This is a genomic window from Georgenia soli, from assembly GCF_002563695.1.
Taxonomy (GTDB): domain Bacteria; phylum Actinomycetota; class Actinomycetes; order Actinomycetales; family Actinomycetaceae; genus Georgenia; species Georgenia soli.
This window is the reverse complement of record NZ_PDJI01000004.1, coordinates 3,878,313-3,904,276: the sequence shown is the minus strand read 5'-3', so window position 1 is coordinate 3,904,276 and position 25,964 is coordinate 3,878,313. Positions and strand designations below refer to the sequence as shown.

23 protein-coding genes are annotated in these 25,964 nt (G+C 73.8%); 6 read left to right on the top strand and 17 right to left on the bottom strand.

What is annotated here, in order from left to right; translation table 11 throughout:
• Positions 1–10 precede the first annotated feature (10 nt).
• Positions 11–1,768 (top strand): glycoside hydrolase family 13 protein, encoded by a 1,758-nt coding sequence (locus ATJ97_RS18945; RefSeq protein ID WP_425432780.1) that lies wholly within the window; start codon positions 11–13, stop codon positions 1,766–1,768.
• A gap of 48 nt (positions 1,769–1,816) precedes the next feature.
• Here the strand turns inward: ATJ97_RS18945 and dusB are convergent, their stop codons facing one another.
• The 3 genes from dusB to ATJ97_RS18930 all read right to left on the bottom strand — a co-directional run bounded on the left by dusB (position 1,817) and on the right by ATJ97_RS18930 (position 5,914).
• Entirely contained in the window at positions 1,817–3,028 is a 1,212-nt protein-coding gene (gene dusB, locus ATJ97_RS18940) for a tRNA dihydrouridine synthase DusB (protein ID WP_098485080.1), read from the bottom strand.
• A 60-nt stretch (positions 3,029–3,088) separates the two neighbouring features.
• On the bottom strand, positions 3,089–4,363 hold the full coding sequence (locus ATJ97_RS18935) for a YibE/F family protein (RefSeq protein ID WP_245862752.1): 1,275 nt from the start codon (positions 4,361–4,363) through the stop codon (positions 3,089–3,091).
• Positions 4,364–4,528: 165 nt separating this feature from the next.
• Entirely contained in the window at positions 4,529–5,914 is a 1,386-nt protein-coding gene (locus ATJ97_RS18930; protein WP_098485079.1) for a glycine--tRNA ligase, read from the bottom strand.
• A gap of 206 nt (positions 5,915–6,120) precedes the next feature.
• Here ATJ97_RS18930 and ATJ97_RS18925 point away from each other — a divergent pair, with 206 nt between their 5' ends.
• Genes ATJ97_RS18925 through ATJ97_RS18905 form a run of 5 tightly spaced genes read left to right on the top strand, consistent with a single transcriptional unit; the run spans position 6,121 to position 9,737 of the window.
• Positions 6,121–7,074, top strand: a complete 954-nt coding sequence (locus ATJ97_RS18925; RefSeq protein WP_098485078.1) for a metal ABC transporter substrate-binding protein — start codon at positions 6,121–6,123, stop codon at positions 7,072–7,074.
• Positions 7,071–7,859, top strand: a complete 789-nt coding sequence (locus ATJ97_RS18920; RefSeq protein ID WP_211287289.1) for a metal ABC transporter ATP-binding protein — start codon at positions 7,071–7,073, stop codon at positions 7,857–7,859. Before ATJ97_RS18925 ends, ATJ97_RS18920 begins: the two co-directional genes overlap by 4 nt.
• Entirely contained in the window at positions 7,859–8,770 is a 912-nt protein-coding gene (locus tag ATJ97_RS18915) for a metal ABC transporter permease (protein WP_098485076.1), read from the top strand. Before ATJ97_RS18920 ends, ATJ97_RS18915 begins: the two co-directional genes overlap by 1 nt.
• A gap of 3 nt (positions 8,771–8,773) precedes the next feature.
• The gene (locus tag ATJ97_RS18910) at positions 8,774–9,184 is read left to right on the top strand and encodes a Fur family transcriptional regulator (protein ID WP_098485075.1); all 411 of its coding nucleotides are present in this window, start codon (positions 8,774–8,776) and stop codon (positions 9,182–9,184) included.
• Positions 9,177–9,737 carry a DedA family protein gene (locus ATJ97_RS18905; RefSeq protein WP_098485074.1) on the top strand — a complete coding sequence of 187 codons (561 nt, stop codon included), beginning with the start codon at positions 9,177–9,179 and terminating at the stop codon, positions 9,735–9,737. The genes ATJ97_RS18910 and ATJ97_RS18905 overlap by 8 nt, the downstream gene beginning before the upstream one ends.
• A gap of 28 nt (positions 9,738–9,765) precedes the next feature.
• Here the strand turns inward: ATJ97_RS18905 and ATJ97_RS18900 are convergent, their stop codons facing one another.
• The 14 genes from ATJ97_RS18900 to ATJ97_RS18835 all read right to left on the bottom strand — a co-directional run bounded on the left by ATJ97_RS18900 (position 9,766) and on the right by ATJ97_RS18835 (position 25,962).
• Entirely contained in the window at positions 9,766–10,554 is a 789-nt protein-coding gene (locus ATJ97_RS18900) for an isoprenyl transferase (protein ID WP_098485073.1), read from the bottom strand.
• On the bottom strand, positions 10,551–11,282 hold the full coding sequence (gene recO / locus ATJ97_RS18895) for a DNA repair protein RecO (protein ID WP_098485072.1): 732 nt from the start codon (positions 11,280–11,282) through the stop codon (positions 10,551–10,553). The genes ATJ97_RS18900 and recO overlap by 4 nt, the downstream gene beginning before the upstream one ends.
• Positions 11,283–11,346: 64 nt before the next feature.
• Positions 11,347–12,501 (bottom strand): hypothetical protein, encoded by a 1,155-nt coding sequence (locus tag ATJ97_RS18890; RefSeq protein ID WP_098485071.1) that lies wholly within the window; start codon positions 12,499–12,501, stop codon positions 11,347–11,349.
• Entirely contained in the window at positions 12,501–13,079 is a 579-nt protein-coding gene (locus ATJ97_RS18885) for a hypothetical protein (RefSeq protein ID WP_098485070.1), read from the bottom strand. The genes ATJ97_RS18890 and ATJ97_RS18885 overlap by 1 nt, the downstream gene beginning before the upstream one ends.
• 10 nt (positions 13,080–13,089) lie before the next feature.
• The gene (gene leuA / locus ATJ97_RS18880; protein ID WP_245862749.1) at positions 13,090–14,847 is read right to left on the bottom strand and encodes a 2-isopropylmalate synthase; all 1,758 of its coding nucleotides are present in this window, start codon (positions 14,845–14,847) and stop codon (positions 13,090–13,092) included.
• A 208-nt stretch (positions 14,848–15,055) separates the two neighbouring features.
• Positions 15,056–17,017 carry an FHA domain-containing protein gene (locus tag ATJ97_RS18875; RefSeq protein ID WP_098485069.1) on the bottom strand — a complete coding sequence of 654 codons (1,962 nt, stop codon included), beginning with the start codon at positions 17,015–17,017 and terminating at the stop codon, positions 15,056–15,058.
• 115 nt (positions 17,018–17,132) lie between these two features.
• Positions 17,133–17,423 carry a WXG100 family type VII secretion target gene (locus ATJ97_RS18870; RefSeq protein ID WP_098483518.1) on the bottom strand — a complete coding sequence of 97 codons (291 nt, stop codon included), beginning with the start codon at positions 17,421–17,423 and terminating at the stop codon, positions 17,133–17,135.
• A 205-nt stretch (positions 17,424–17,628) separates the two neighbouring features.
• Entirely contained in the window at positions 17,629–17,937 is a 309-nt protein-coding gene (locus ATJ97_RS18865) for a hypothetical protein (RefSeq protein WP_098485068.1), read from the bottom strand.
• Positions 17,934–18,509 carry a hypothetical protein gene (locus ATJ97_RS18860; protein ID WP_098485067.1) on the bottom strand — a complete coding sequence of 192 codons (576 nt, stop codon included), beginning with the start codon at positions 18,507–18,509 and terminating at the stop codon, positions 17,934–17,936. The genes ATJ97_RS18865 and ATJ97_RS18860 overlap by 4 nt, the downstream gene beginning before the upstream one ends.
• Positions 18,506–19,153, bottom strand: a complete 648-nt coding sequence (locus tag ATJ97_RS18855) for a hypothetical protein (RefSeq protein WP_098485066.1) — start codon at positions 19,151–19,153, stop codon at positions 18,506–18,508. Before ATJ97_RS18855 ends, ATJ97_RS18860 begins: the two co-directional genes overlap by 4 nt.
• A complete protein-coding gene (locus ATJ97_RS18850) occupies positions 19,150–19,710 on the bottom strand; it encodes a hypothetical protein (RefSeq protein ID WP_098485065.1) in 561 nt (186 codons plus the stop codon). The genes ATJ97_RS18855 and ATJ97_RS18850 overlap by 4 nt, the downstream gene beginning before the upstream one ends.
• Positions 19,711–19,742: 32 nt before the next feature.
• A complete protein-coding gene (locus tag ATJ97_RS18845) occupies positions 19,743–21,119 on the bottom strand; it encodes a hypothetical protein (protein WP_098485064.1) in 1,377 nt (458 codons plus the stop codon).
• A complete protein-coding gene (locus ATJ97_RS18840; protein WP_098485063.1) occupies positions 21,116–21,430 on the bottom strand; it encodes a hypothetical protein in 315 nt (104 codons plus the stop codon). Before ATJ97_RS18840 ends, ATJ97_RS18845 begins: the two co-directional genes overlap by 4 nt.
• A 110-nt stretch (positions 21,431–21,540) precedes the next feature.
• On the bottom strand, positions 21,541–25,962 hold the full coding sequence (locus ATJ97_RS18835; protein ID WP_098485062.1) for a type VII secretion EssC family protein: 4,422 nt from the start codon (positions 25,960–25,962) through the stop codon (positions 21,541–21,543).
• Between the last annotated feature and the right edge of the window lie 2 nt (positions 25,963–25,964).

Sequence of the window (25,964 nt, the reverse complement as noted above, 5' to 3'; positions counted from 1 at the left end):
TAGGAGAGAAGTGACAGTTCGCACCGAGCCCCGATCCCTGACCGTCCACGCCCCGGCGCACGACCGCGACGAGGCGTGGTGGCGGCACGCGGTGATCTACCAGGTCTACCCGCGCTCGTTCGCCGACGGGAACGGTGACGGCATGGGCGACCTGCCGGGAATCACCTCGCGGCTGGACCACCTCGCCGCGCTCGGGGTCGACGCGCTGTGGCTCTCGCCGTTCTACCGCTCGCCGCAGCACGACGGCGGCTACGACGTCTCGGACTACCGCGACGTCGACCCGCGCTTCGGCACCCTCGCGGACGCGGACGCCCTGCTCGAGCGTGCCCACGCCCTCGGCCTGCGGGTGATCGTGGACCTCGTGCCCAACCACACCTCGGACGAGCACGTCTGGTTCCGCGAGGCGCTGGCCGCCGGCCCGACCAGCCCGGAGCGCGCCCGGTACCTCTTCCGCGAGGGCGGCGGGGAGGTCGGCGAGGAGCCGCCGAACAACTGGGAGTCCATCTTCGGCGGCCCTGCCTGGACCAGGGTCTGCGACCGCGACGACGCCCCCGGCAGCCCGTGGGAGAACGACGGGCAGTGGTACCTGCACCTGTTCGACTCCACCCAGCCGGACCTGAACTGGGAGAACCCCGAGGTGCGGGCGGAGATGGAGTCGGTCCTGCGCTTCTGGCTCGACCGTGGCGTCGACGGCTTCCGCGTCGACGTCGCGCACGGCCTCGTCAAGGCCGCCGGCCTGCCGGACTGGACCGGCCACGTCGAGATGGTCGCCGGCACGGAGGACGAGCCGGGCGGCACCGCGCGCCCGCACCCGCCCATGTTCGACCAGGACGGCGTCCACGAGATCTACCGCTCGTGGCGCCGGGTGGTCGACGAGTACCCCGGCGAGCGTGTCCTCGTCGCCGAGGCGTGGGTGGACCCGCTCGAGCGCCTCGCCCGGTACGTCCGGGCGGACGAGATGCACCAGGCCTTCAACTTCGCCTTCCTCGTCTCGCCCTGGTCCGCGCCGCGCCTGCGCGAGTGCGTCGAGGAGTCCTACCGGGTCAACGACGCCGTCGGCGCCCCCACGACCTGGGTGCTCTCGAACCACGACGTCGTCCGCCACGCCTCGCGCCTCGGCCTGCCCGAGACCGGCAAGGGACCGAACGGCATCGGAGCCGAGGACGTCCAGCCCGACGCCGAGCTCGGCCTGCGCCGCGCCCGGGCCGCCACCCTGCTCATGCTGGGACTGCCCGGCTCGGCGTACCTCTACCAGGGCGAGGAGCTGGGTCTGCCCGAGCACACCGCCCTGCCTGACGACGCCCGCGAGGACCCGGCCTTCTTCCGGACCGACGGCGCCGAGAAGGGGCGCGACGGCTGCCGGGTGCCGCTGCCGTGGGAGGCGGGTGCGCCGTCGTTCGGGTTCTCCGAGCAGGGGCGCTCCTGGCTGCCCCAGCCCGACGGCTGGCACGCGCACGCCGCTGACGTGCAGGACGGCGACCCGCGCTCCACGCTCGAGCTCTACCGCACGGTGCTCCGGCTGCGTCGCGAGCTCGGGCTCGGTCTCGGCTCGCTGGCCTGGGACGGCGAGCACGCCGGCTCCGGCTCGGTCGTGTCCTTCGTCAACGGGGCCCCGGGCCGCGAGGACGTGGTCGTCCTGACGAACCTGGGGGCGGAGCCCGTGCGCCTGCCCGCCGGCTGTGAGGTGCTCGTCTCCAGCGGGCCGACCACGGACGACGGCGCAGCCGTGGCGGTCCCGCAGGACACCACGGTGTGGGCGCACCGCTGAGGCCGGTCAGGCCCTGAGCGCCGCGCGGGTGCGCCCGCCCGCGCGGGCTCAGCCGCCGGAGACGGACAGCTCGGCCTGGGCGAGGATGGCGCGCAGCTCCTCGTCGACGTCCCGGCTGGTCAGCCAGCCGTCGGGCAGGTGAGGCTGCTTCGGCGTGCCGGCGCGCCCCCGCTGCCCCTCGGCGGCCTCGCCCGGGTAGGGCTGGTCGAGGTCGAGCGCGGCCAGTCGCTCGTCGAGCTCGGCGAGGCTGGAGACGAGCCCGAGGTCGTGCCGGGCCTCCCCGCCGACGACGTAGCCCTTGAGGTACCAGGACATGTGCTTGCGCATCTCGCGCAGGGCGCGCGGCTCCTCGCCGAAGTGCTCGACCATCAGCTCCGCGTGCCGTCGGACGACGGCGGCGACCTCGCGCAGCCCCGGGGTGACGCGCCGGTCGGAGCCGTGCGCGGCCGCGACCAGGTCCGTGAACAGCCACGGCCGGCCCTGGCACCCGCGCCCGACGACCACGCCGTCGCAGCCGGTCTGTCGCATCATCTCCGTGGCGTCCTCGGCCGACCAGATGTCGCCGTTGCCGAGCACGGGGATGGTCGTGACGGCCTCCTTGAGCCGGGCGATCGACTCCCACCGGGCCTGCCCCGAGTAGTGCTGGGCCACGGTCCGCGCGTGCAGGGCCACCGAGGCGACACCGGCCCGTTCGGCGATCCGGCCGGCGTCGAGGTAGGTGAGGTGCTCGTCGTCGATGCCCATCCGCATCTTGACGGTCACGGGGACCTCCCGCTCGCGCCCGGTCGAGGCCTCCCGCGCCGCCCGGACGGCGCCGGTGACGATGGCGTCGAAGAGGTCCCGCTTCCAGGGCAGCGCCCCTCCCCCGCCCTTGCGCGTGACCTTCGGCACGGGGCACCCGAAGTTGAGGTCGACGTGGTCGGCGCGGTCCTCGGCGACGAGGATGCGCACGGCGGCCGCGATGGTGGCCGGGTCCACGCCGTAGAGCTGCACCGAGCGGACGGGTTCGTCGGGGTCCGGGGTGATCATGCGCATGGTCTCCGGCGTGCGCTCGACGAGCGCGCGCGAGGTGATCATCTCGGTCACGTACAGCCCGGCAGGCGCGTGCGACCCGGGCACCGCCGCCGCGGCACCCTCCGGCAGCCCGTCGACGCCCGCCTCGCGGCACAGCTTGCGGAAAGGTGGGTTCGTCACGCCGGCCATGGGGGCCAGGACCACGGGGGTCCCCACGGTGACGGGTCCGATCTGCAGTGCGCTCACCGCGCCATTGTCGCCGGTGTCGGCGTGCCTGACAGCCGGAGAGCCTGTGACGTGGCCCGCTCAGCGCACCCCGGCGGCGACCTCGAGCGACGGTTCCGGTGCGGGGTCGTCACCGCCGCGCCGCCGGCTCGTGCGGACCAGGGCGGCCGCGATGCCCGTGGTGACGGGGATGGCGAGCACGAGCCCGATCGAGGAGACGAGCGTGCGCACGACCTCCTCGGCGATCTCGCCGGCCATGAGGGTGTCGAGCGCGGCGCGGTCCATCAGCGCGGCGGCCATGAGCATCGGCAGGGCCGTACCGACGTAGGCGAAGGCGAGCGTGTAGACCGTCGAGGCGATGTGGTCGCGGCCGATGCGCATGCCGCGCGTGAACAGCCGCCGCCTCGGCACGGACGGGTTGGCGGCGTGCAGCTCCCACACCGCCGACGCCTGGGTGATGGTGACGTCGTTGAGCGCACCGAGGCCGGCGATCACCATGCCGCAGAGCAGCAGGTCCGTCAGCGACAGGTTCGGGAAGGTCCCCAGCAGGATGAGGGACTGCTCGGAGCTGGTCCCGGTGAGGTTGGCGGACCGCGTGCCCCACGCCGCCAGCGCCACGGTGATCGCGAGGCCGACGAAGGTGCCGAGCAGCGCCGTCGTCGTCCGGATCGAGATGCCGTGGGCGAGGTAGAGGGAGAGGAACATCATCGCGGACGAGCCGACCAGCGCCACGAGCAGCGGCGGCTGCCCCAGCATGATCGCGGGGATCGCGAACACCACGATGACGGCGAGCGACCCGGCGAGGCCGACCATCGCGGCGAGCCCCCGCCAGCGCGCGACGGCCAGGACGACGACGGCGTAGAGGACGGCCAGCCAGCCCACCGGGGCGGTGCGCTCGAAGTCCCAGAACACGTACGGGCTGCCGGTCCCCATCGCCGAGGGGCTGAACATCAGGCGCACCCGGTCCCCGGCCTCCATGCCGTTCGCCATGATCTCCGGCGGCACCTGGACGGGCGCGACCTGGCCGGCGTGCTCGCCGGTGGACAGCTCGACGCGGACCTGCCCGTCCACGGGGGCGCCCGGCGCGGCCGGGTCGACCACCTCGACGACGGTGCCCGCCTCGATCGTCATCCCGGTGCCGGCCAGCGGCACCGACCCGATCGGCGTCTCCCCGCGCGGCCACATCGCGACCAGGGCGAGCACGGTGGCGGCCAGCAGGGGCACGACGAGGGCGGTGAGGATCCAGCGGGCGCGGCGCGCGTCGGCCGGGGCCAGGGCGGCGGCCTCACCGGCGGGCAGGTGCGAGTGGGAGTGCGAGTGCGATCGGGAGCGGGAACGGGAGCGGGAGCGGGGCACGCTCCATGCTCACCGGTCGGTCAGTCGCCGCCGCGGAGGACGCGCCGAGTTCCACCCGGTCCGACGGCGGAGACGGCGACGAGGTCGAGGTTCCGGTTCGTTCTCGAACCAGAACCTCGACCTCGTCCGCGTGGGTGGTGCCGGGACGTGGCGCCGGCGGCCGGCTCAGCAGCCGGGCAGGTGCTCCGCGAGGTAGCTGCGGACCTTGTCGAGCGAGATGCGCTCCTGGCTCATCGTGTCGCGCTCGCGCACCGTGACGGCCTGGTCCTCGAGGGAGTCGAAGTCCACCGTGATGCAGAAGGGCGTGCCGACCTCGTCCTGGCGCCGGTAGCGGCGGCCGACGGCGCCGGCGTCGTCGAACTCGACGTTCCAGTACTTCCGCAGCTCCGCGGCGAGGTCCCGCGCGACCGGCGAGAGCCTCTCGTTGCGGGACAGCGGGAGCACCGCGGCCTTGACCGGGGCCAGGCGCGGGTCGAGCTTGAGGACCGTCCGCTTGTCCACCCCGCCCTTGGTGTTGGGGGCCTCGTCCTCGGTGTAGGCCTCGACGAGGAAGGCCATGAGCGAGCGGGTCAGGCCCGCGGCGGGCTCGATGACGTAGGGCACCCAGCGGGTGTTCTTGCCCTGGTCGAAGTAGCTGAGGTCCTGCCCGGAGTGCTCGGTGTGGGTCGACAGGTCGAAGTCGGTGCGGTTGGCGATGCCCTCGAGCTCGCCCCACTCGCTGCCCTGGAACCCGAAGCGGTACTCGATGTCCACCGTGCGCTTGGAGTAGTGGGAGAGCTTCTCCTGCGGGTGCTCGTAGTGGCGCAGGTTGTCCCGGGCGATGCCCAGGTCCGTGTACCAGTCGGTACGGGTGTCGATCCAGTACTGGTGCCAGTCCTCGTCCGTGCCCGGCTCGACGAAGAACTCCATCTCCATCTGCTCGAACTCACGGGTGCGGAAGATGAAGTTGCCCGGTGTGATCTCGTTGCGGAAGGACTTGCCGATCTGGCCGATGCCGAACGGCGGCTTCTTCCGGGCCGAGGTCATGACGTTGTTGAAGTTGACGAAGATGCCCTGCGCGGTCTCGGGCCGCAGGTAGTGCAGGCCGGACTCGTCCTCGACCGGGCCGAGGTAGGTCTTGAGCATCATGTTGAAGTCGCGCGGCTCGGTCCACTGCCCGCGGGTGCCGCAGTTGGGGCAGGGGATGTCCGCCAGGCCGTTCTCCGGCGCGCGCCCCTTCTTCTCCTCGTACTCCTCCTCCATCTGGTCGGCGCGGAAGCGCTTGTGGCAGCTGAGGCACTCGGTGAGCGGGTCGGTGAAGACGCCGACGTGGCCGGAGGCCACCCAGACCTGACGGGGCAGGATGACGGAGGAGTCGAGCCCGACGACGTCGTCGCGGGAGGTGACCATCGCGCGCCACCACTGGCGCTTGATGTTCTCCTTCAGCTCCACGCCGAGCGGACCGTAGTCCCACGCGGATCGGGTGCCGCCGTAGATCTCCCCGGAGGGGTAGACGAAGCCGCGCCGCTTGGCGAGGTTGATGACGTTGTCCAGGCGCGAGGGTGTGGCCACGGGTGAACTCTCCTGCTGGTCGGTGACCCGCACCTGGCTGGCGCGGGCGGTTGGGGCGGGAGCAGAGTCGCTCCCGGCTGCTGCGGTGACCAACCTACCCATGCGGGCGGCCCGTGTGCGCCGCCCGACCGCTCCGGCTGTCAGGTGAGGGGGCTCACCACTCTCCTAGTTGACACTGATTCTCACCAGGATTGAGAATCATCCTCATGACGAACCTGCGCCACCGCGCCGCGGCCGCCCTGGCAGTGCTGGCCCTCCCGCTCGCCGCGTGCTCGGACCTGGGCAGCGCCGGCGCCGCCACCGACGGTCGCACCCACGTCCTCACGGCGCTCTACCCGCTCGAGTACGTGACCAAGCAGGTGGGCGGGGAGCACGTCACCGTCTCCTCCGTCACGCCTGCGGGCGTCGACCCGCACGACCTCGAGCTCGCACCCGCCACCGTCGCCAAGCTCGACGGCGCGACGGTCGTCTACCTCTCCGGTTTCCAGGCGGCCCTCGACGACGCCCTCGCGGTCACCTCCCCCGCGCACGTGCTCGACGTGGCCGGGCCCGCCGGCGTCCACACCGACGGCGACGGGCACGCGGCGGACGAGGACGGGCACGCGGACGAGCCCGCCGGCACCGACGACGGCCACGGGCACACCGACGGCGACCCCCACTTCTGGCTCGACCCGTCCCGCCTGGCCGACGTCGCGACCGCCGTCGCGGGCGAGCTCGCCGACGCCGACCCGGAGCACGCCGCCGACTACGCCGCGAACGCCGAGCGGCTCGGGACCGAGCTGGCCGCCCTCGACCAGGAGTACGCGGACCGGCTCGCGCGGTGCGAGACCCGCACGATCGTCGTCGCGCACGAGGCCTACGGGTACCTCGCCGAGGCCTACGGCCTGAAGCAGGTCGGCATCTCCGGGGTGGACCCGGAGTCCGAGCCCTCCCCCGCCCGGCTCGCCCAGATCGGCGACGTCGTGAAGGACCAGGGCGTCACGACGATCTTCACCGAGAGCCTCGTCAACCCCGCCGTCGCCGAGTCCCTCGCCTCCGACCTGGGTGTCGACGTCGCGGTCCTCGACCCGCTGGAGACCCAGGTGGACCAGGGACGGGAGTACCCGGACGTCATGCGCGCCAACCTCGACGCCCTCACCACGGCGATGAGGTGCTCGTGAGCGAGCCCGTGCTGCCGGTGCGCACCGAGGACCTCACGGTGGTCCTCGGCCGCTCGACGGTGCTGCGCGGCATCGACCTGACCGTCCGTGACGGCGAGACCGTCGCCCTGCTGGGCGCGAACGGCTCGGGGAAGTCGACGCTGGTCAGGGCCCTCGTCGGTGTCCTGCCCGTCACCCGCGGCCGGGCACGCATCTACGGGCGCGACGTCATGGCCGAGCAGCGCACCGTCCCGTGGGGGCGCGTGGGGTACGTGCCGCAGCGGGTCACCGCGTCGGCGGGCGTGCCGGCCACCGCCCTGGAGGTCGTGACCTCCGGACTCCTCGATCGTCGGCGACTCCGGCCCGGACGGGCCGGACGGGCCCGCGCGCTGGCCGCGCTGGAGCAGGTCGGCCTCGCCCACCGCGCCCGGGACAGCGTCCAGGTCTTCTCGGGCGGGCAGCAGCAGCGGGTGCTCATCGCCCGGGCCCTCGTGCGGGAGCCGGACCTGCTGGTGCTCGACGAGCCGCTCGCGGGCATCGACGCGGCGTCCAAGGAGGCGCTCGCCCGCACGATCGCCGAGCTGCACGAGCGCGGCACCACCGTGCTCGTCGTCCTGCACGAGCTGGGCGAGCTCGGCCCGCTGGTGGAGCGCGCCGTGGTGCTGCGCCACGGCCGGGTGGTCCACGACGGCGCGCCGCCCCGGCCCAGCGCCGGCCACGACGCACCGGGCCACGAGCACGAGCACGCGCACGAGGGAGCCGTGGGGCCCGTGCACCACGCCCCGGACCTGACGGTGGAGCTGTGATGGACCTTCTGACGACTCTCGGCCAGCTGATCACCACACCGCTCATGCAGCGGGCGCTCGTCGTCGCCGTGCTCGTCGGCGTGGCGGCCCCCGTCATGGGCACCTACCTCGTCCAGCGTCGCCTCGCGCTCCTGGGCGACGGGATCGGGCACGTGGCGCTCACGGGCGTGGCGATGGGCTGGCTCGCCGGCAGCGCCGCGGGACTCGCGGACAAGGACGCGCTCGCCGTCCCGGGCGCCGTCGTCGCCTCCGTCGTGGGGGCGGTCCTCATCGAGGTCGTGCGCGAACGCGGCAAGACGAGCGGCGACGTCGCTCTGGCGCTGCTGTTCTACGGCGGGATCGCCGCGGGCGTGCTGCTCATCGGGCTCGCCGGCGGCACCACCGCGAATCTCAACGGCTACCTGTTCGGGTCCATCGCGTCGGTGAGCACGCTCGACGTGTGGCTGACGGTGGTCCTCGCCGCCGTGCTGCTCGGCTTCGGGCTCGGCCTGCGGCCCGCCCTGTTCACGCTGTGCCACGACGAGGAGTTCGCCCGGGCGGCGGGCCTTCCTGTCCGCGCCCTCAACATCCTCGTGGCCGTGATGGCGGCCCTCACCGTCTCCGTCTCCATGCGGGTGGTCGGGGTGCTGCTCGTGTCGGCGCTGATGATCGTGCCCGTCGCTGTCGCCCAGCTCTTCGCCCGCTCCTTCCGCTCCACGATGACCACCGCGATGGTCATCGGCGTGGTGGTGTGCGTCGTCGGCCTGACGATCACGTTCGTGTACCCGCTCTCCCCGGGCGCGACGATCGTCGTGCTGGCCATCGGGCTCTACGCCGTGGTGTCGGTCGTGCGTCCGTTGCTCGGGCGTCCCACGCACACCGACCCGCACCTCGACGTCGCCGACGACGTCGAGGTCCGAGAGGTGGTGTGACCGATGCTGCGCATGACCAGGCAACGCTCCGCCGTCAGCGATCTCCTCGGCCGCACCGAGGACTTCCGCAGCGCCCAGCAGCTGCACGAGATGCTCCGCTCCAGCGGCAGCACGGTCGGCCTGGCCACCGTCTACCGGACGCTCCAGTCGCTCGCGGAGGCCGGTCAGGTCGACGTGCTGCGGACCGGCGACGGCGAGGCGCTCTACCGCCGCTGCGCCCGGCAGACCCACCACCACCACCTCGTGTGCCGTGAGTGCGGGCGCACGGTCGAGATCGAGGGCGAGACGGTCGAGCGGTGGGCCGCCAAGGTGGCCCAGGACAACGGCTTCGTCGACGTCGACCACACCGCCGAGCTCTTCGGCACCTGCTCCGTCTGCGCCACCGAGCGGTACGCGGAGGGCACCCGTGCCTGACTTCCTGGCGTCCTGGCCCTTCTGGCTGACCTTCGTGTTCCTCTACCTCGGGGCCACGGTGCGCGGTCAGGCCATGTACTGGGCCGGCCGGGTGGCCACCGAGCAGACCCTGCGCCGCACCCGGCCGACCGCCGGCTGGCGCCGACGGGTCCACGCGTGGCTCGAGGGCGGGGGCGCCGACAGAGGCATCGCCACCATCCGCCGGTGGGGCCTGCCGGCCGTGCCGCTGTCCTACCTCACCGTCGGCTTCCAGTCGATGATCCAGGTCGCCGCCGGGGTGCTGCGCATCACATGGCCGCGGTACACCGTCGCCCAGGTGCCCGGGGCGCTGGCGTGGGCGGCGATCTACTCCACCATCGGCTGGGCCGTGTGGGAGGCGGCGCTCGCCGCGGCGGCGGGCTCCCCGCTCGCGCTCGGGGCCCTCGTCGCCGTCGTCGTCGTCCTCGTCGCCACCTTCGCGATGCACCGCCGCAAGGAGCGGCGCGCGGCGAGCGTCGTGCTGGTCGCCGCCGGCGTGGAGGACCCCGACGACGAGGACCGCCCGACCGGCTGAGCGCCGGGCGTGACGACGGCGGCGCCCGTCAGGCGGTCACCGGGCGGTCCACCGCCCCGCCGTAGCGGCGGTCGCGGCGGGCGTAGGTCTCCACCGCTCGCCACAGGGTGCGGCGGTCGACGTCGGGCCACGCGTCGTCGATGAACACCATCTCGGCGTACGCGGACTGCCAGAGCAGGAAGTTGGACGTGCGCTGCTCGCCGCCGGTGCGCAGGAACATGTCGACGTCGGGCAGGTCCGGCTCGTCGAGGTAGCGGGCGACCGTCCGCTCCGTGATGCGGGAGGGGTCCAGCCGGCCGTCGGCGACCTCGCGGGCGATGGCCGCGGCGGCGTCGGCGATCTCGGCCCGGCCGCCGTAGTTCACGCACATCGTCAGCGTGCACACGGTGTTGCCGCGGGTCTGCTCCTCGGCGCGCTCGAGCTCGGAGATGACGGAGCGCCACAGCCGCGGCCGGCGCCCCGCCCAGCGCACCCGGACGCCCCAGGCGTCCATCTGGTCCCGGCGCCGGTGCAGGACCTCCCGGTTGAACCCCATGAGGAAGCGCACCTCCTCGGGCGAGCGCTTCCAGTTCTCGGTGGAGAACGCGTACGCCGAGACGTGCGTGATCCCGAGCTCGATGGCGCCCGCGACCACCTCGAGCAGGGCCGCCTCGCCGGCCCGGTGACCCTCCACACGGGGCAGGCCACGCGCGTTGGCCCACCGGCCGTTGCCGTCCATGACGACGGCGACGTGCCGGGGCACGAACCGCGGGTCCATCCGTGGGGCGACCTCGCCGGACGGGTGCGGCGGGGGCGGGACCGGCGTCCTCGTCGTCATGCGCGCTCCACCAGACGGAGGGAGCGGAGCTGCCGCTCGAGGTGCCACTGCAGGTAAGAAGCCACGAGGCCGGAGGCCTCCTTCCGGTGCCGGGGGTCGGACGCGTCGGCCTGGGGCCACTCCCCCGAGAGCAGCGCCCCGAGCAGGGACATGGTCTCGGGTGCCGGCGAGGCGGAGCCGGGCGGCCGGCAACGGTCGCACACCGCGCCGCCGATCGAGGCGTTGAAGGCCCGGTGCGGGCCGTCGGCGCCGCAACGCGCGCAGTCGTAGCAGCTCGGCGCCCAGCCGGCGACGGAGAGCGAGCGCAGCAGGTAGGAGTCGAGGACCAGCGAGGGCGCGTGGCGCCGCGTCGCCAGGGCGTGCAGGGCCCCCACCAGGAGCAGGTACTGCTGCGGCGCCGGCTCGCGCTCGATCTCGGTCAGCCGCCCGGCCGCCTCGGCCATCGCGGTGGCGGTCGTGTACAGGGAGTAGTCGCCGGCGAGGGAGCGCCCGTACGGTGCGATCGTCTCGACCTGGGTGATCGTGTCGAGGTTGCGGCCCAGGTGCAGCTGGACGTCGATCACGCCGAACGGCTCCAGGCGCGCACCGAACTTGCTGGAGGTGCGCCGCACCCCCTTGGCGACGGCGCGGACCTGGCCGTGCGCGCGGGTGAGCAGGGTGATGATGCGGTCGGCCTCACCGAGCTTGTGGGTGCGCAGCACCACAGCCTCGTCCCGGTAGAGCTTCACCACCCCATCATCTCAGCCGTGGGGCCCCGGCCGCCGCAGCGCGCCCGGCGGCCGTGTCGGCGGGTCACCCAGGCTGCCGGGCGTCCCACCGTGCCCGCAGGCGCAGCGCCGGGCCGCGTCCGCACTCGAGCACGAGCAGCACGGCGTGGGCGAGGACGTCCACCCAGGCCGCCAGCACGAGGTGCCACGGCGCGGCCCCGGTGCCGACGGTCGGCCCAAGGACGATCGCACCGAGCAGGAGCGCGACGGGCAGGTACTGCACGAGGTCGCGCGGCTCGTCGCTGTCCGGCAGCGGGGCGCTCCAGCCCCGTCCGTCCGTCAGCAGGCCGTGGACGACGGTCCAGGCCCGCCACGCGAGCAGGACGGGCAGCAGGACGACGGCGGCGACCACCGGGAGCAGCGCGACCTGCAGGAGCCGCCCCTCGGTGAGCATCAGGGCCCCGACGGTCACCCCGAACGCGACCCACGTGAACCGGGTCGCCCGCCGGAACGACCGCGGGCCGAAGAGTCTGCGGACCGCCCGGGTCAGCCAGGCCGCCGCATCCCCTGGGCGTCCGCCCAGCCGGGTGCCGACCCAGTCGGGCGGCGGGTACACCGCGCCGACCCGGGGCCGGGCACCGCTCCGCCGTCGCCGGGCCGAGCTCTTCGCGGGCTTCCGGGGAGTCTCGGCGACCTCCTCGGTGACGATCTGCAGCTCCTCGACGACCCGCTCCGCCAGCCGTTCCAGCTCGGCCATCCCGGCCTCGTCGTCCCAGGTGAGCGTGAGCACCACGGCGTCCCTGGACCACTTCGGGACGACGACGGCGACCACGCGGACGTCGGGCCCGGTCCCGGCGTCCCAGGGCCGGGTGGAGAGCATCGCCACCTGCCCGTGGCCGCTCGTCACGGTGCGGTGACCCGGCCGCACCGGCAGGCCGGGGGCGACCGGCGGCGCGGTCCGCAGCAGCTTGCGGACCTTGCCCGGCGTCTGGGTCAGCGCCCGCCGCTCCAGCAGCAGGGTGGGCGGACGCCGCTCCCCGGGCCGCCGGCCGTGCGGGAGGGCGGGGGCGAGCGCCTCCGGCTCGAGCACCGCGACGGAGACCTCGCCGCCCGGCGGGTCGAGGACGTCCCACGGGTCGTCGAACAGCGGAGCGCCGCCGTCGCCGAAGACGCTGGTGTCCCGCTGCGCGCGCCACCCTGGCGGCAGCCGCCAGTCGCGGACGTACCTCGGCCTGGCCATCAGCCCTGCGACACCTCGAGGCTGTGGGCCATGAGGCTGAGCTCCGCCATGAGGGCGGGCTGCAGCTCGGCGTAGCGGGAGGTGACCTCCAGCTCGAAGATGCTCTCCGTGCCGCCGGGGAAGACCGTGGCGGACAGGCGCGCCAGGCTGCGCACCCCCCACTTCTTCCGCCAGATCTCGTTGGTCAGCACCAGCTGGCCGGCGGGCACCGTGGCCAGCGAGACCTCCCGGTGCTGGTACAGGCGGCCGGGGTCGGGCCCGAGCTTCTCGACCTGGTCGAGATAGCGCCGGGCGTTGAGCACCTTGCCGTCCTCGGTGGGCCGGGGCCAGTGCGACAGCCGAAGGCTCCCGGAGACGAGGCCGGTGCGCGGGTCGGTGACCCGCACGCCCGCCTGGACCGCCGTCGACGTGCGACCCTCGAGCTCCTTCTCCAGCACGCCGACGCCCTGGGTCAGCGACAGCGCCGCCCGTCTCGAGGTGGTGGCGGCGGCGCGGAGGGCCTGGACGTCCGGGTGGCCGGGCTCCCACACGAACCAGCCCTCGGGCAGGTCCATGCGCCAGGTGACCTCCGCGCCCACGCCGCCGACCTCAGCGCCCGGCGCGGTTGACGGCCGAGACGATCGCCTTGAAGGACGCGGTCATCGTCGAGGGGTCGATGCCGACGCCCCACAGGATCTGACCGTCCACCTGGCACTCGACGTACGAGGCCGCCGTCGCGTCCCCGCCCTCCGAGAGCGCGTGCTCGGCGTAGTCGAGGACGTGGACCTCCACGCCGATCTCGCCGAGCGCGTTGACGAACGCGTCGATCGGGCCGTTGCCGGTGGCGGCGACGACCTTCTTCTCGCCGCGGTCCACCAGCGTCACGGTCAGGACGGCGTCCTCGCCCTCGCCGGCCGTCGTGACCGTGGTGCCCTCGAGGGAGAACCGGCCCCAGGGCGTGAGCCCCATCGCGGCGGTGTGCGGCAGGTACTCGTCTGCGAAGATGGACCACAGCTTCTCGGCGTCGATCTCCCCGCCGTAGGCGTCGGTGTGCCGCTGGACGATGCCCGACAGCTCGATCTGCAGCCGGCGCGGCAGGTCCAGGTGGCGGGTGGAGGAGAGCAGGTAGGCCACGCCGCCCTTGCCGGACTGCGAGTTGACCCGCACCACGGCCTCGTAGCTGCGGCCCACGTCCTTGGGGTCGATCGGCAGGTACGGCAGCTCCCAGACGACGGCGCTCTCTTCGCCGCCCGCGTCCGCGACCTTCGCCGCGCGCACCTCGAAGCCCTTCTTGATGGCGTCCTGGTGGGAGCCGGAGAAGGAGGTGTAGACGAGGTCGCCGCCGTAGGGGTGACGGGGGTGGACGTCCATCTGCGTGCAGGCCTCGACGGTGCGGCGCACGGTGTCGATGTCGGAGAAGTCGATCATCGGGTCGATGCCCTGGCTGAAGAGGTTGAGGCCCAGGGTGACGAGGTCGACGTTGCCCGTGCGCTCCCCCTGACCGAACAGGCAGCCCTCGACGCGGTCGGCACCGGCGAGCAGGCCGAGCTCGGCCGCCGCCACCCCGGTCCCGCGGTCGTTGTGCGGGTGGAGGGAGAGCGCGATGTGCTCCCGGCGGCTGAGGTTCCGGCTCATCCACTCGATCTGGTCGGCGTAGACGTTCGGGGTGGCCCGCTCGACCGTGGCCGGCAGGTTGAGGATGATCTCGCGACCGTCCTCCGGCTGCCAGACGTCCATGACGGCCTCGCAGACCTCGAGGGCGTAGTCCAGCTCGGTGTCGACGAAGATCTCCGGGGAGTACTGGAACCCGAAGACGGTGTCGTCGCCCAGCACCTTCTCTGCGTGGGCCATGATCTCGCGGGTGCCGGAGGTGGCCAGCTCCCGGGTGGCCTCCTTGTCGTTGCGGAAGACGACGTCGCGGAAGACCGGTGCGGTGGCGTTGTACAGGTGCACGTTGGCGCGGGGGAAGCCGACCAGCGAGTCGATCGTGCGGTGGATCAGCTCGGGCCGGGACTGGGTCAGCACGGAGACGGTCACGTCCTCCGGCACGGCGCCGGACTCGACCAGGGACCGGACGAAGTCGAAGTCGGTCTGCGAGGCGGCCGGGAAGCCGATCTCGATCTCCTTGTAGCCCATCCGCACCAGCAGGTCGAACATCTGGCGCTTGCGCTGGGGGTTCATCGGCTCGATGAGCGCCTGGTTGCCGTCCCGCAGGTCGGTGGAGAGCCACCGGGGGGCCCTGGTGGTGCGCCTGGTCGGCCAGGTGCGGTCGGGCAGGTCGACCGGGTTGGTCTCCACGAACGGCCGGTACTTCGAGACCGGCATGGCCGAGGGCCGCTGGGCGTCGATGTGGTGCTGCGTCTTCATCTGTCTTCCTCGTCGCTGTGCGTGATGGCCGGGGCACGACGACCGCCGCGACGAGGAGCCGGCCTTAGAGGGCCTCGTCGCGGCACGGAAGGAGCAGCAGGTGCTGCCCGCGGTGAGCCATACGCACGCAGCGAGACTAGCGCGCGGGCGGGACCGTCGTCACTTTCCGCCGGGCGGCGTCTCAGGATGCGGGGCGACGGCGCTGCCCTCAGCGGTGGTCGCGCAGCACGGTGCTCTCGACGTCCTGGCTGCTCTCACCCCCGGCGACGGCGAGGACCGTGGCACCGGCGCGGACGAGGGCGCCGGGCGGCACCTTCGTCTCCCGCCAGGCCTCGAGCCGTTGCTCGCCGCCGTCGGTGACCACGGTGGTGCCGTTCGTGGACGCCCGGTCGGTCACCCAGACGCCGGCCGGGGTCACCCGCACCGCAAGGTGGGTCTTGGACATCGTCGGGTCCTCGACGGCGAGCGCGCGGTCGACGCGCTCGCCCGGGCGTGCCGCCGGGGCACGGCCGAGAAGGGTCGTGCCCGGGTCGAGGAGGCGGCCGCCGACGCGCACCTGCGCCACCTCGGAACGGTGGGGCGTGGGCTTGGAGCGGTGGGGCGTGGGCTCGGCCGCCACGGGCGCGACCGCCCACCCGGGCGGCGCTGCGACGGGCGCCGCGCCCGAGGCCGCCCCGGGCCCGGCCACGCCGGACGAGGCCCGGTGGGCACCGTCGACCCCCCGGGGCGCCGCGCCGTGCACCTCACGCAGCGCCGCCGCCTCCTGCGACGTCCCCAGGCGTCCGGCGAGGGCGGCTCGCACACGGCGCCAGCCGCTGAAGGTCGCGGCCGCCGTCGTCCACGAGATCGCCGCACCCAGGACGGACGCGAGGAGGACACCGAGGTCGCCCGCTGTCGAGTAGGGCGCGAGGACCACGAGTCCGTCCCGCACGACGTCGACGGCCCAGACCACGCCGGCGGCGGCGACGACCACCGCGGCGAGCAGGCGCGGTGCAAGGCTCCCCGCGGGGTCGTCGGAACGTCTGACGGACGTTCCCGCCGCGGACCCGGCTGCACGCCTGGACCCGTCCCCGTGAACCAGGAGCGGCATCAGCGCCCACAGCGCCAGACCGCGGGCGAGCCGGGAACCTGCGAGGACGACGACGACTCCGAGAGCGACGCCGAGCACCACCAGCACCGTGCCGGCGACGGCGGCCGCGCTCCCGGTGAGCCCCAGGGCCACCGCGCCGCCGGCTCCTGCCCGCAACAGCGTCGCACCGACGAGGGAAGCCACCCACGCGAGCGTCCCGAGCCCGAGGCGGCCCAGGTCGGTGAAGGCGGGCAGCAACGTCCGCATGGCCACCTGGCGGCGGATCATCATCGAGCCGTAGGTGGTCCAGTCCCGCCGGTAGTCGGCCGGGTCGAGGAAGTTCCTGGCCGGCGCGGGGACGAGGAGCATGACCACAGTGTGCCGCGTTCCGGCCGGACCGTCCCCGTTGGCCCGCGGGCGCGGCGGTGCCGGCGCGGGCTGCCAGGCCGCCGCGTGGATCCGGTTGGCGCCCGAGAGGAGACTCACCGCCGCCGTCGCGGTCACGAGTGCGGCGGCCGCCAGCCCGACGACGATGCGCAGGTCCCCGGTGGACGCGGGCCCTGCATCGAACGCTGCGGCGGGAGCGAGGGAGGCGTGGGCCGCACCGGCCGCCGTCCCGTCGAGGAGCTCCCGCACGAGCAGACCGGCCAGGCCGAGCACCGCGACGGCGGCGAGGATGCCCAGCGCCGCCCGCGTGGCGATCGCGCGATGGGGCCGGGCGGCGTCGCGGGTGCGGGCGCTGCGGCTCGGCGTCGCGAGCCAGGCGGCGACCGCTCGGGACAGGACGCTGCCGGAGTGCACCACGGCGACGCCGAGCCCGGCGGCGCACAGACCCGCCAGCAGGGCCGCGCCGGCGAACCACGCACTCGTGCCGTCCGCCGTCGGCCAGCGTCCCGCAGCGGCGGCGGTGAGGGCGGAGGCGACCAGCCCGAGCGCCCACGCGAGAGCGCCGGCACCGAGGCGGGCACGGGAGCCGTAGGCCCGCCCGAGGACGTCGAGCGCCTCGCGCCGCAGCGGGGCGATGGTGTCGTTCGGGGACAGGGGGTCGGCGACCTGCGCAGTCGAGAGGTAGGTGCGCGCGGCCTGCGGGACGAAAGGCACCGGCCCTCTCCTTCTCCATGTCCTTCGCTCCGCGACCGCCTGCGGCCCGGGAACGGCTGCGGGCACGGACGGTGCGTCCGTGCCCGCGTGCGGCCGGGCGGTCCCGGCCGGTCGGTCAGATGCCGGCGGCGAGCTGGGAGTCGGTGTCGGCCAGCGCCTGGGCCGCGTTGACGAGGTACTGCGAGAGGTCCTGCAGCCCCTCGATCGTCGACTGCGCACCCGTGGTGAACTGCTGGTAGGACTCGTTGAACCGCACCGAGGCCTGGTCCGTGACGAACCCGGACTCCACCAGCCCCTGGATCTGCGCCTGCAACCGGTTCAGGTCCGCGACGATCTGGTCCTTGGCGGTGACCAGGTTGTTGGCCTCACGCTGCATCTCGTCGTAGGAGACGTTGATGTTCGACATCTGGCGTCACTCCCCCTCGTGGGATCGAGGACCCGCCGCCTGCCGGCGAGATCCGCTGGGACCATTCCTACCGGTCCGAAATGCCCCCTGTCGCCCACCGACCATGGGGACAACTCCCCTCCGGGCCGTCGTCGGCGGGGACATCTCCCCATGCCGTCGCACCTTCTCGGGGCTCGACGACTTGACGACCCTGCGGCAGCGGACGCTAGGTGAGCGCGGCGAAGGCAAGAGCACCGACGATGATCGCGGTGCTGGTCGCGCACAGGAGCAGGCCGAGCCACCCGATCCAGGAGGCCGTCCCGCCGCGGCGTACGGCGCGGACCGCCGGGACGAGACCGATCGGGCCCAGCCCGAAGATCCCGAGGAGCAGCGCGGCGATCGCGGCCCCTCCGGCTCCGACGCCGGCCATGTCGCGTTCCTGCTCCGTCAGCTCGTCGCCGCGGCCGGAGCGTGCCAGTGCCGCCACCTCGCGGTACGGACGCTGCTGCGGAACTGCTGGGTCGTCGCGGGTCATGGCCCTCCTGTCGCGTCGTGGCCGCCGGACGAGTCCTCGAGCCAGAGGTTGTCGGCGAACTCGTCCAGCTCCTCGAGCATGCCCACGGCCTGGCCCGGGTCGAGCGTGGAGAGGGTGAGCAGGACGCTGGTCCCGCCCTCGAGGTCCCAGCGGTACGTGACCGTCACGAGCAGGTCGTCGGAGCTCGGGTGCGCCAGGCCCGCGGAGAGCGTTCGCGTCACGGGACCGAGATACGCCGACTCGAGGACGTCGGCCGCCGGCGCGAGCGGCGAGGCGGGCGCCTCCAGGTCCGCGAGGCCCGCCGTCGGCCCGGTCAGCAGCCGGACCTTGGCCATGCGGCCGAGGTCGTTCGGCAGGTAGAGGTAGACGGCGCCGTCGTGACCTGTCTCGCCCTCGGCGAGATCCGCCATGAGTCGTTCGAAGACCTCACGGGAGGAGTCGTCCGGCGGCCCGTAGTCCACCGCGACGGACCGCGCCCACGCCCCGGGGTCGTCACCGCGTCGGTCGGGATAGGTGGCCGGGACGTGGACCCACACCGCCGGGTCCGGGCTCGCCACCAGCGACGGCATCACGAGGCCTCCTCCCTCACCGTCGCAGGCTCGCTCCGCTCCGCCGCCCGCGTAGGCCCGAGCCACCGGAAGGTGGTGAGCATCGCGTCGACGAGCTCCGTGATCGCGTCCGCCACGGCGGAACCTCCGCTCCCGGGGCCCTCGAGGATGCTGGCCGTCACGACGGCGTACCTGGCACCCGGCCCCTCCTCCGCGATGAAGAAGGTGAGCTGCCGGCGCGCCGGGGCACCGTCCTCCCCCACCCCGGCGGTGCCTGTGGCGTCCTGCTGGTCCAAGGTCCGCACCGCAGGTGCACCGCCGATCTCGACAACCTCGGCGCCCGGGCGGCGGGCGACCACGGCCAGGAGCACCTCACCGGGATCTTCTCCCGGGTCGAGGCGGGGCATGCTGACGACGACGGACGCGGGCACCGTGACGCCGTGCACCCGTTCGACCGGCAGGTACAGCTCCACGCCGCCGCGCGCCGCGGCAGCGCGGATCTGGCGCGTGAGCGCGGTGTGCAGCTGCCGGCGCAGACCCGCCGCCCGCGGGTCCTGCACCCCCGCGAACGTGCGGTCCAGGACCGCGGTGACAGCCTCGCGCGACCCCTTGCCGACCGGGATCCGCGCCCAGCCGGGCGGGACGACGATCGTGAAGCCGCTGCTCATGGGTTCTCGCGGCGTCGCTGCGCCGCCATGACTCGGGCGGCCCGCGTGTGCCGGACGTCGGCCGCGTCGGGTGAGGGGATGCCGCGAGCCGCACGCACGCCGGCGGTCGTGACCGCGGCCAGGGCGATGCCGGCCCAGACCCAGAACGCGCCGAACGAGACCCCGTAGTACGGGCTGTCGAGGAATCTGTGCGGCCCCGCCGTCGTGCCGGAGATCGACCTGATCATCGCCGCGATCGCGAACGAGCCCCAGAACAGCAGGACCGTCGGCACCCGTCCGGGGTCGTACCCCTCGCCGGGGCGCGGTCCGCGGAGCGAGCCGAGAGCGAGGACGACTCCCCAGACGGCGAGCAGGTACACCACGGGGACGTGCCCCCACACGAGCACCGCCACGACTGCCGCGTAGAACCGGTCACCGAACCCGCCCGCGGTGACGTCGAGGAGCACCCTCTCGATCCCGTCGGTGTAGTTGCGAGGGGCGTAGAGATAGAACCCGGTCCACGCGAACAGCGCCCCGTGGACCAGCCCGACCACCTGGAACTGCCGCACAGGGGTCATGCGGCGACGTTTCGTCCCGGTCTGCGGGGTGGTCACTTCACGACCCCGCCGACGTCGTCCTGGAGGCGGCGGTCCGGCAGGTACGGGTCGAGGAGGTTCCCGCCCCAGGTTGCCACGCCGTCCTTGAAGGGCGTCGCGGCCACCACCGCGAGGCCGCCCTCGAAGTTCGTCATGGCCCCGGTGACGTTGTCGATCGCGATGATCTCCCGAGCGGCACGGCCACCTCCCTCGCCCTGGGCGGCGACCATGCGGTAGTAGCTCATCTGGTACGCGTCGGAGCCGCCCCCGGAGCGCAGGAGGTTGCCCCACCCGTTGTCCGTGACGTTCTCCCTCGCGGCGTCGTACCAGGACCGCGGGTCGCGGAGCACTGCCGTCCGGTCCGGCGTCGTAGCACGCAGGTACTCCGCCCGCTGTGCCTCCTGACCCTGCCGGGCGCGGCGTGCACGGGCCCGGTTGCCGGCGCGGCCGCGGCGCGGCGTGCCGGCGGGCCGGCGCGGCGCGAGCACGCCGGCACGGTTCCGGGCCACCTGTGCCGCCCGGGAGGCCCGGGCCCCCTTGAGCGCCAGTACGCCGATCTTGCCGACCCCGAGCGTCGCCAGGCCGACGACATCCATGAAGAAGTCGCTCCAGTCCTTGTTCCCGTTCTCCGCCAGGGCGAAGTTGATCGCCGCGGCACCGAGGCCGATGGCGAGCCCGATGGCCAGGAGGTTCACGCCGGGGATGAAGAGTGTCACCACGGCGAGGAGGGCGGCGACGTAGCCCAGGACCGTGGCCACCCCGTCGAGGAACTCGGCGTTCTTGTTGAGGAACTGCCGCCAGGCCGAGTCGTCCAGGTCGTTGATCTTCAGCGCGTGGTCGATCAGGCCCATCGCCGTCTCGGCGGCGTCGTCGCGTTTCCCGGTGGCCTCGCGCAGCTTGGCGAACGCGGCGTCAAGGTCCCCCTGCGCGCGCGCCTGACGCGCCCAGGTGCCCTCGAGCTTCTCGTCGACCTTGGCCAGCGCCACCTCGTCGGCCGCGCCCTGGCGCTGGTAGCTGAGGTCGGAGACGTCGGCCTCGGCGGCGTTGAGCGCCGCGCGAGCCGTGCGGGCCTCGTCCAGCGCGTCGACCGAGAGCTTCTGGGCAGCCCGGAGCGGCTCGACGTACCCGGCAAGTGCCGTGCCGGTGTTCGCGTAGCGCTCCTGGGCGAGCTCGATCTCGGCCGCGACCTCGAGGGCACGCGCCCGGAACTTCTCGACGGCCTGGCTCCTCATCCCGTCGTCGGCGCCGAGCGCCCGCAGGTTCTCGGCGGCCTCGCTGATGGTGGCGGCCACGCGGGCCATGGCCTCCGCCCCGGCGGAGACCTCGTCCGGGTCCCCCGGGACCGGGTCCTCCCACTGCTGGAGGGGCGACCAGTCGGTGGGGCGGCTCATCGGTTCCCTCCTGCGTGCTCGGCGTCGACCGTGATCGCCCTGGCGAGCTCGCTGTCCCACTCCTCGAACGCGATGCCGACCCCCTCGGAGACCTCGCCGAGGCCACCGATCGTCTCGAGCATCTCCTGCCGCCGGCTCTGCCAATTGTCGGCGAAGTCCCGGACCTTGCCGGCCAGCCCGCCGTGGCCCACGTGCCCGGCCAGGGTGGCGGCGTCGTCCTTGGCCCCCTTCAGCGCGTCGACGATGTCCCTCAGCTGGGCACCGGTGCTCCTCAGCACCTCGGTGTCCACCCTGAAGTCGCTGTCACCCATCGGCTCCCCCGTGCTCGTCAAGTCGGTCCTGTCCTGATTTGTACCCCAGCCGTCCGTCGCGGCGCACGCACCCGGCATGGGGACAACTACCCTGCCCGCGCACGTGGCGCTCATCCCAGCAGCGGCACCTGGACCTTGCGGACCTTGCCCTTGGCCACGTACATCCCGCGCCCGGGCGGGAACTCCTTGCGCTGCACGCGCGGGAAGGAGGTGCGGAACAGCGAGTCGCCCTCGACGGCCTCCGGCTGCAGCGCCAGGCCGCGACGACCGTTGCGGACCTCCGCGAGCAGCGGCCAGGACGACCCCCAGGTCGACGTCTCGCCGTCGGCGATCACCAGGTGCTCGTTCCGCTTGGCCTGCTGGATCAGCTCCGTGAGGCCGCGCTCGGCCGGGCTGGAGAGGAAGTCCGCCAGGTTCTCGACGACGAGCACGACCCCGGGCTGGCCCCGGTCCGGCGGCGCGGCGAAGAGCGGCAGCACCTCCTTGGTCAGCTCGGTGACGTCCGCCGCACCGGTGGCGGTCCGCTCCCAGAGGTCCTGCCCGGCCAGCACGGAGCGCCGTGCCCCGAGGTAGACGAAGCGGGTGGCCGGCTCCGCCTCGGCGAGCGCGTGCGTGAGCCAGCGCAGCGCGTTCGTCCGCCCGGACTCTGCCGGCCCGGCGAGCAGGAACGTCCCCACGGGCTCGAACCCGATCGGGGCGAGGGTGTCGTCGGCGACGCCGAGCACGGGCAGCCCGTCGACGTGGGCGGGCATCTCCTCGGACGGCACGACCTCGGGCAGCCGCCGCACGGGGGGCGCCTCCTGGGTGCCGGTGCGCCGCAGCGTGCCCGCGAGCTTCTCGACCGCCCGGACCTGCTCGGCCAGGTTGGAGGTCCCGCCCAGCACCGCTATCTGCATCTCCAGGCCCGACGGCGTGATCGCCCGGCCGGGCACCGACGTCGCGTCGAGGACGTCCTTGGGCGCGCCGAGCTGCTGGTAGGCGGCCTCGTCCGCCATCCGCATGATGACGCGCCGCGGCAGCGAGCCGGTGACCGAGGTGGGGATCGCGCCCGGGCGGTCCGCCGTCACGGCCACGTGCACGCCGACGGAGCGGCCGTCGACGAGGAGCTGGAGGAACAGCTGGTACCAGGACGCCCGGCCGAGCAGGGTCTCCCACTCGGCGCGGAACGCCGCGAAGCCGTCGAGCAGGAGCAGGATGCGCGGCTCGTCGGCGCGGCCGGTGATGTCGCGGTACTCCGCGATGCTCCCCGCCCGTGCCTCGGCGTAGCGCACGGACCGTTCCTCGACCAGGTCGCGCAGCATGCCCAGCAGTCGCTGGATGCGCTCGGCGTCGTCGCCGTCGATGACGGCGCCCACGTGCGGGAGCCCCTCGAGCGGCGCGAGGCCGCCGGAGGAGAAGTCGAGGCCGTAGACGTGGACCGGTCCGCCCTTGGGGGTGATGCCCGCGCCGACGGCGAGGGTGCGCAGCGCCGTCGACTTCCCCGATCCGCCGGCACCGTAGAAGACGATGTTGCCGTCGGTGTCTGGCCGGTAGAACGTGGTGACCTGCCGCTGGTGCGCCGGGTCGTCGACGACGCCGAGGACCAGCGCCGAGTCGGTGCGCGGACGCAGGGCCGAGAGGTCCTGCACGTCGCCCAGGGTGGGCAGCCACGGCTTGCGGGGCGCGGGGACGCCCGCCGCGTCGGCGGCCGCGCGCACCGAGGCGACGATGCGCGCGATGTCGGTGGGCCCCTCGTCGCCGCGCTCGGCCCGGTCCTCCTCGGGCCGCTCCGGCTTCTCCCACCGCACCCCGGCACCCATGGCGAGGGTCTCGACGTCGACCTGCGCCGTCGGGGCCGCGTCGGTGGTGCGCCCGCCGGCGTAGCCGGCCTGGAACATGGTGATGCGGCCGGGCCCGGTGCGGGCGGCGCCGCGACCCGGCGTGGCCGGGTCGAAGTGGGCCGCCATGGGCAGGCCGAGCACGTCGGTGGAGTCGTTCTCGTCCGCCATCCGCAGGGCGACGCGCAGGTTCGTGTTGGCGCGCAGGTTGTCCTTGATGACGCCGGCGGGGCGCTGCGTGGCCAGCACCAGGTGCAGCCCGAGGGACCGCCCGCGCTGGGCCACGTCCACCACGCCGTCGACGAACTCGGGGACCTCGGTCGCCAGGGCAGCGAACTCGTCGACGACGATGATGAGGCTCGGGGGCGCCTCGGGGTCCCCCGTGCGCTCGAGGGTGACGAGGTCCTTGGCGCCCTTGCGGTTGAGCAGGTGCTCGCGGTGGTGGAGCTCGGCCCGCAGCGAGGTCAGCGCCCGGCGTACGAGGTGCGGCGAGAGGTCGGTGACCAGGCCGACCGTGTGCGGCAGGTGGACGCAGTCGGCGAAGGCGGAGCCGCCCTTGTAGTCCACGAACAGGAACGTCACCCGGTCGGGGCTGTGCGCCGTCGCCATGCCGAGCACCCAGGACTGCAGGAACTCGGACTTGCCGGCGCCGGTGGTGCCCCCGACGAGGGCGTGCGGACCCTGGCTGCGCAGGTCGAGCGTGAACGGCTCGGTGGCGCCCTGCCCGATCAGGGCGCGCAGGTTCGCATCGTGGCGGCGCCGCTGCGGCGGTCGCCCGTCGCGCGGGGTGAGGGAGCCGTTCTCCTGCCAGCGCTCGAGGATGCCCTGGGCGCCCTGCGCGACCTCGGGCCCGACGAGCGCCAGGTAGGACACGCGGCCGGGCAGGTCGGAGGCGTCGTCGACGGGGGCGCCGGCGTCGTTGACGGCGGCGAGGTGGGTGGCCAGGGCGGCGACCTCGGTCTCGCCGAGCGTCTCGCACGCCATGGGCGTGACCGCGGTGCCGTTCCTGACGTAGCCGGCGGCGCCGGTCTCGGTGGAGCTGGTGACCGTGACGAACGTGCGGCAGACGGCCGGCAGCCGCTCGACGGCGCCGGCGCACCAGATCACGTGGACGCCTGCCGCGGGGCCCTCCTCGGCGAGGCGGACGAGGCGCCCGCGCTCGATCGGGGCGTCGTCCTCGACCAGGAGCACGACGACGGGCAGGTGCTGTGCCTCGGCCGACCGTCGGGCGGCGAGGCGTTCGTCGACGAGCCCCTCGAGACGGGAGACCAGCTGGAGGACGCCGGCCTGGTGGGAGCCGATGTGGGGGCCGTCCAGGGGCGAGTGGACGGAGCCGACGTGCGGCAGCCACTTGGTCCAGTCCCACCGCGCGGCGCTGGCCGCCGACGTCGCCACGGTTAGCACGAGCTCGGCGGGCGAGTGCACGGCGACGAGCTGGGCGACGACGGCGCGGGCGGCGTCGTCGAGGACGTGCCAGGGGCCGGCGAGGCCGACGGCGCCGCACTCGCGCAGGTCCGCGGTGACGGGGACGCCGTCGACCATGAGCGTGTCCCGCTTGAGCGCGGTGACCTGGTCCCAGAACTCGTCGAGGGTGTTGCCCCGGTTGGGGACCTTGACCTCCGTGCGCGAGGGCATGGTGCCCACCCCCAGGCGCAGGGTGAGGAAGAGGTCGTGCTCCGGCCGGCGGGTCCACAGCAGCGGCTCGAGGTTCATCGCGGCCCGGTGGAGCTCCCCGGCGGCGGGGTGCTCGGCCAGGCGCATGGTCCGCTCGGTCTCGCGCCGCGCGTCGAGGTCCGCGCGCACCGAGGCCATGGTCCTCTCGAACTGCTCGACCTCGGCGCGGAAGTTGCGCCGGTTGGTGATGCGCTGGTCGATGTAGGTGCCGATGACCATGAGCGGCATCATCGCCATGAAGGCCAGCATCATCGGGCTGCGCCCCATCATGAGGAAGATCGGCACCATGATGAGCGGGACGAGGAGGATGACGACCGGGAACTTCGCCGGCTTCTGCGGCGCGGGCGGCTTGGGCGCCTCCACCTCCTCCCCCACGAACGCCGGCGCGAGGCGCGGGGAGCGGTTGAACTCCACGACGGCGGCGTCGGGGCGCGCGTGCCGCGACGCGGCGATGCGCTCGACCCGGATCGTGGTGTCACCGAGCGTCACCTCGTCCTGCGGGAGCAGCACGGCGCGCTGAACCTGGCCGTCGCCCATGAGCAGGCCGTTCGCGGAGCGCAGGTCGGCGATCTCGACAACGTCGGTGACGGAGAGCCGGGCGTGCTCCTTGGAGACCGTGGGGTCCGCGAGGCGCACGTCGCAGCCCTTGCCGCGGCCGATGATGGTGGTGCCCTCGGGCACGTCGACGACGCGGCCGGTCTCGGGCCCCTCCGTGACGGTGATCCGGGCGACCGGCGGGGCCTGCGGGTCGCGGCGCTCGAACCGCTGCGTCGCCTGGGCGAGGGAGACGACCGTGCCGGGGCGGACGGTCTGGGCGGCGGGGGCGTCCGGGTCGAGCAGACGCGTCTGCTCCGGGTCGCCGCCGCGGCCGTGCCGACGCAGCGTGAGGTTGGCGATCTCCGGCTCGCTCAGCGCCACCGGCACGGGGTCCGTCTCGTACAGGTTGCGGGCGACGTCGGCGACCGTGGCGGTGCCGTCCACGGTCACCGCCAGGTCGACCGGCTCGGCGCTGGTGCGCAGGAGCGTCAGCTTGATCCGCACGC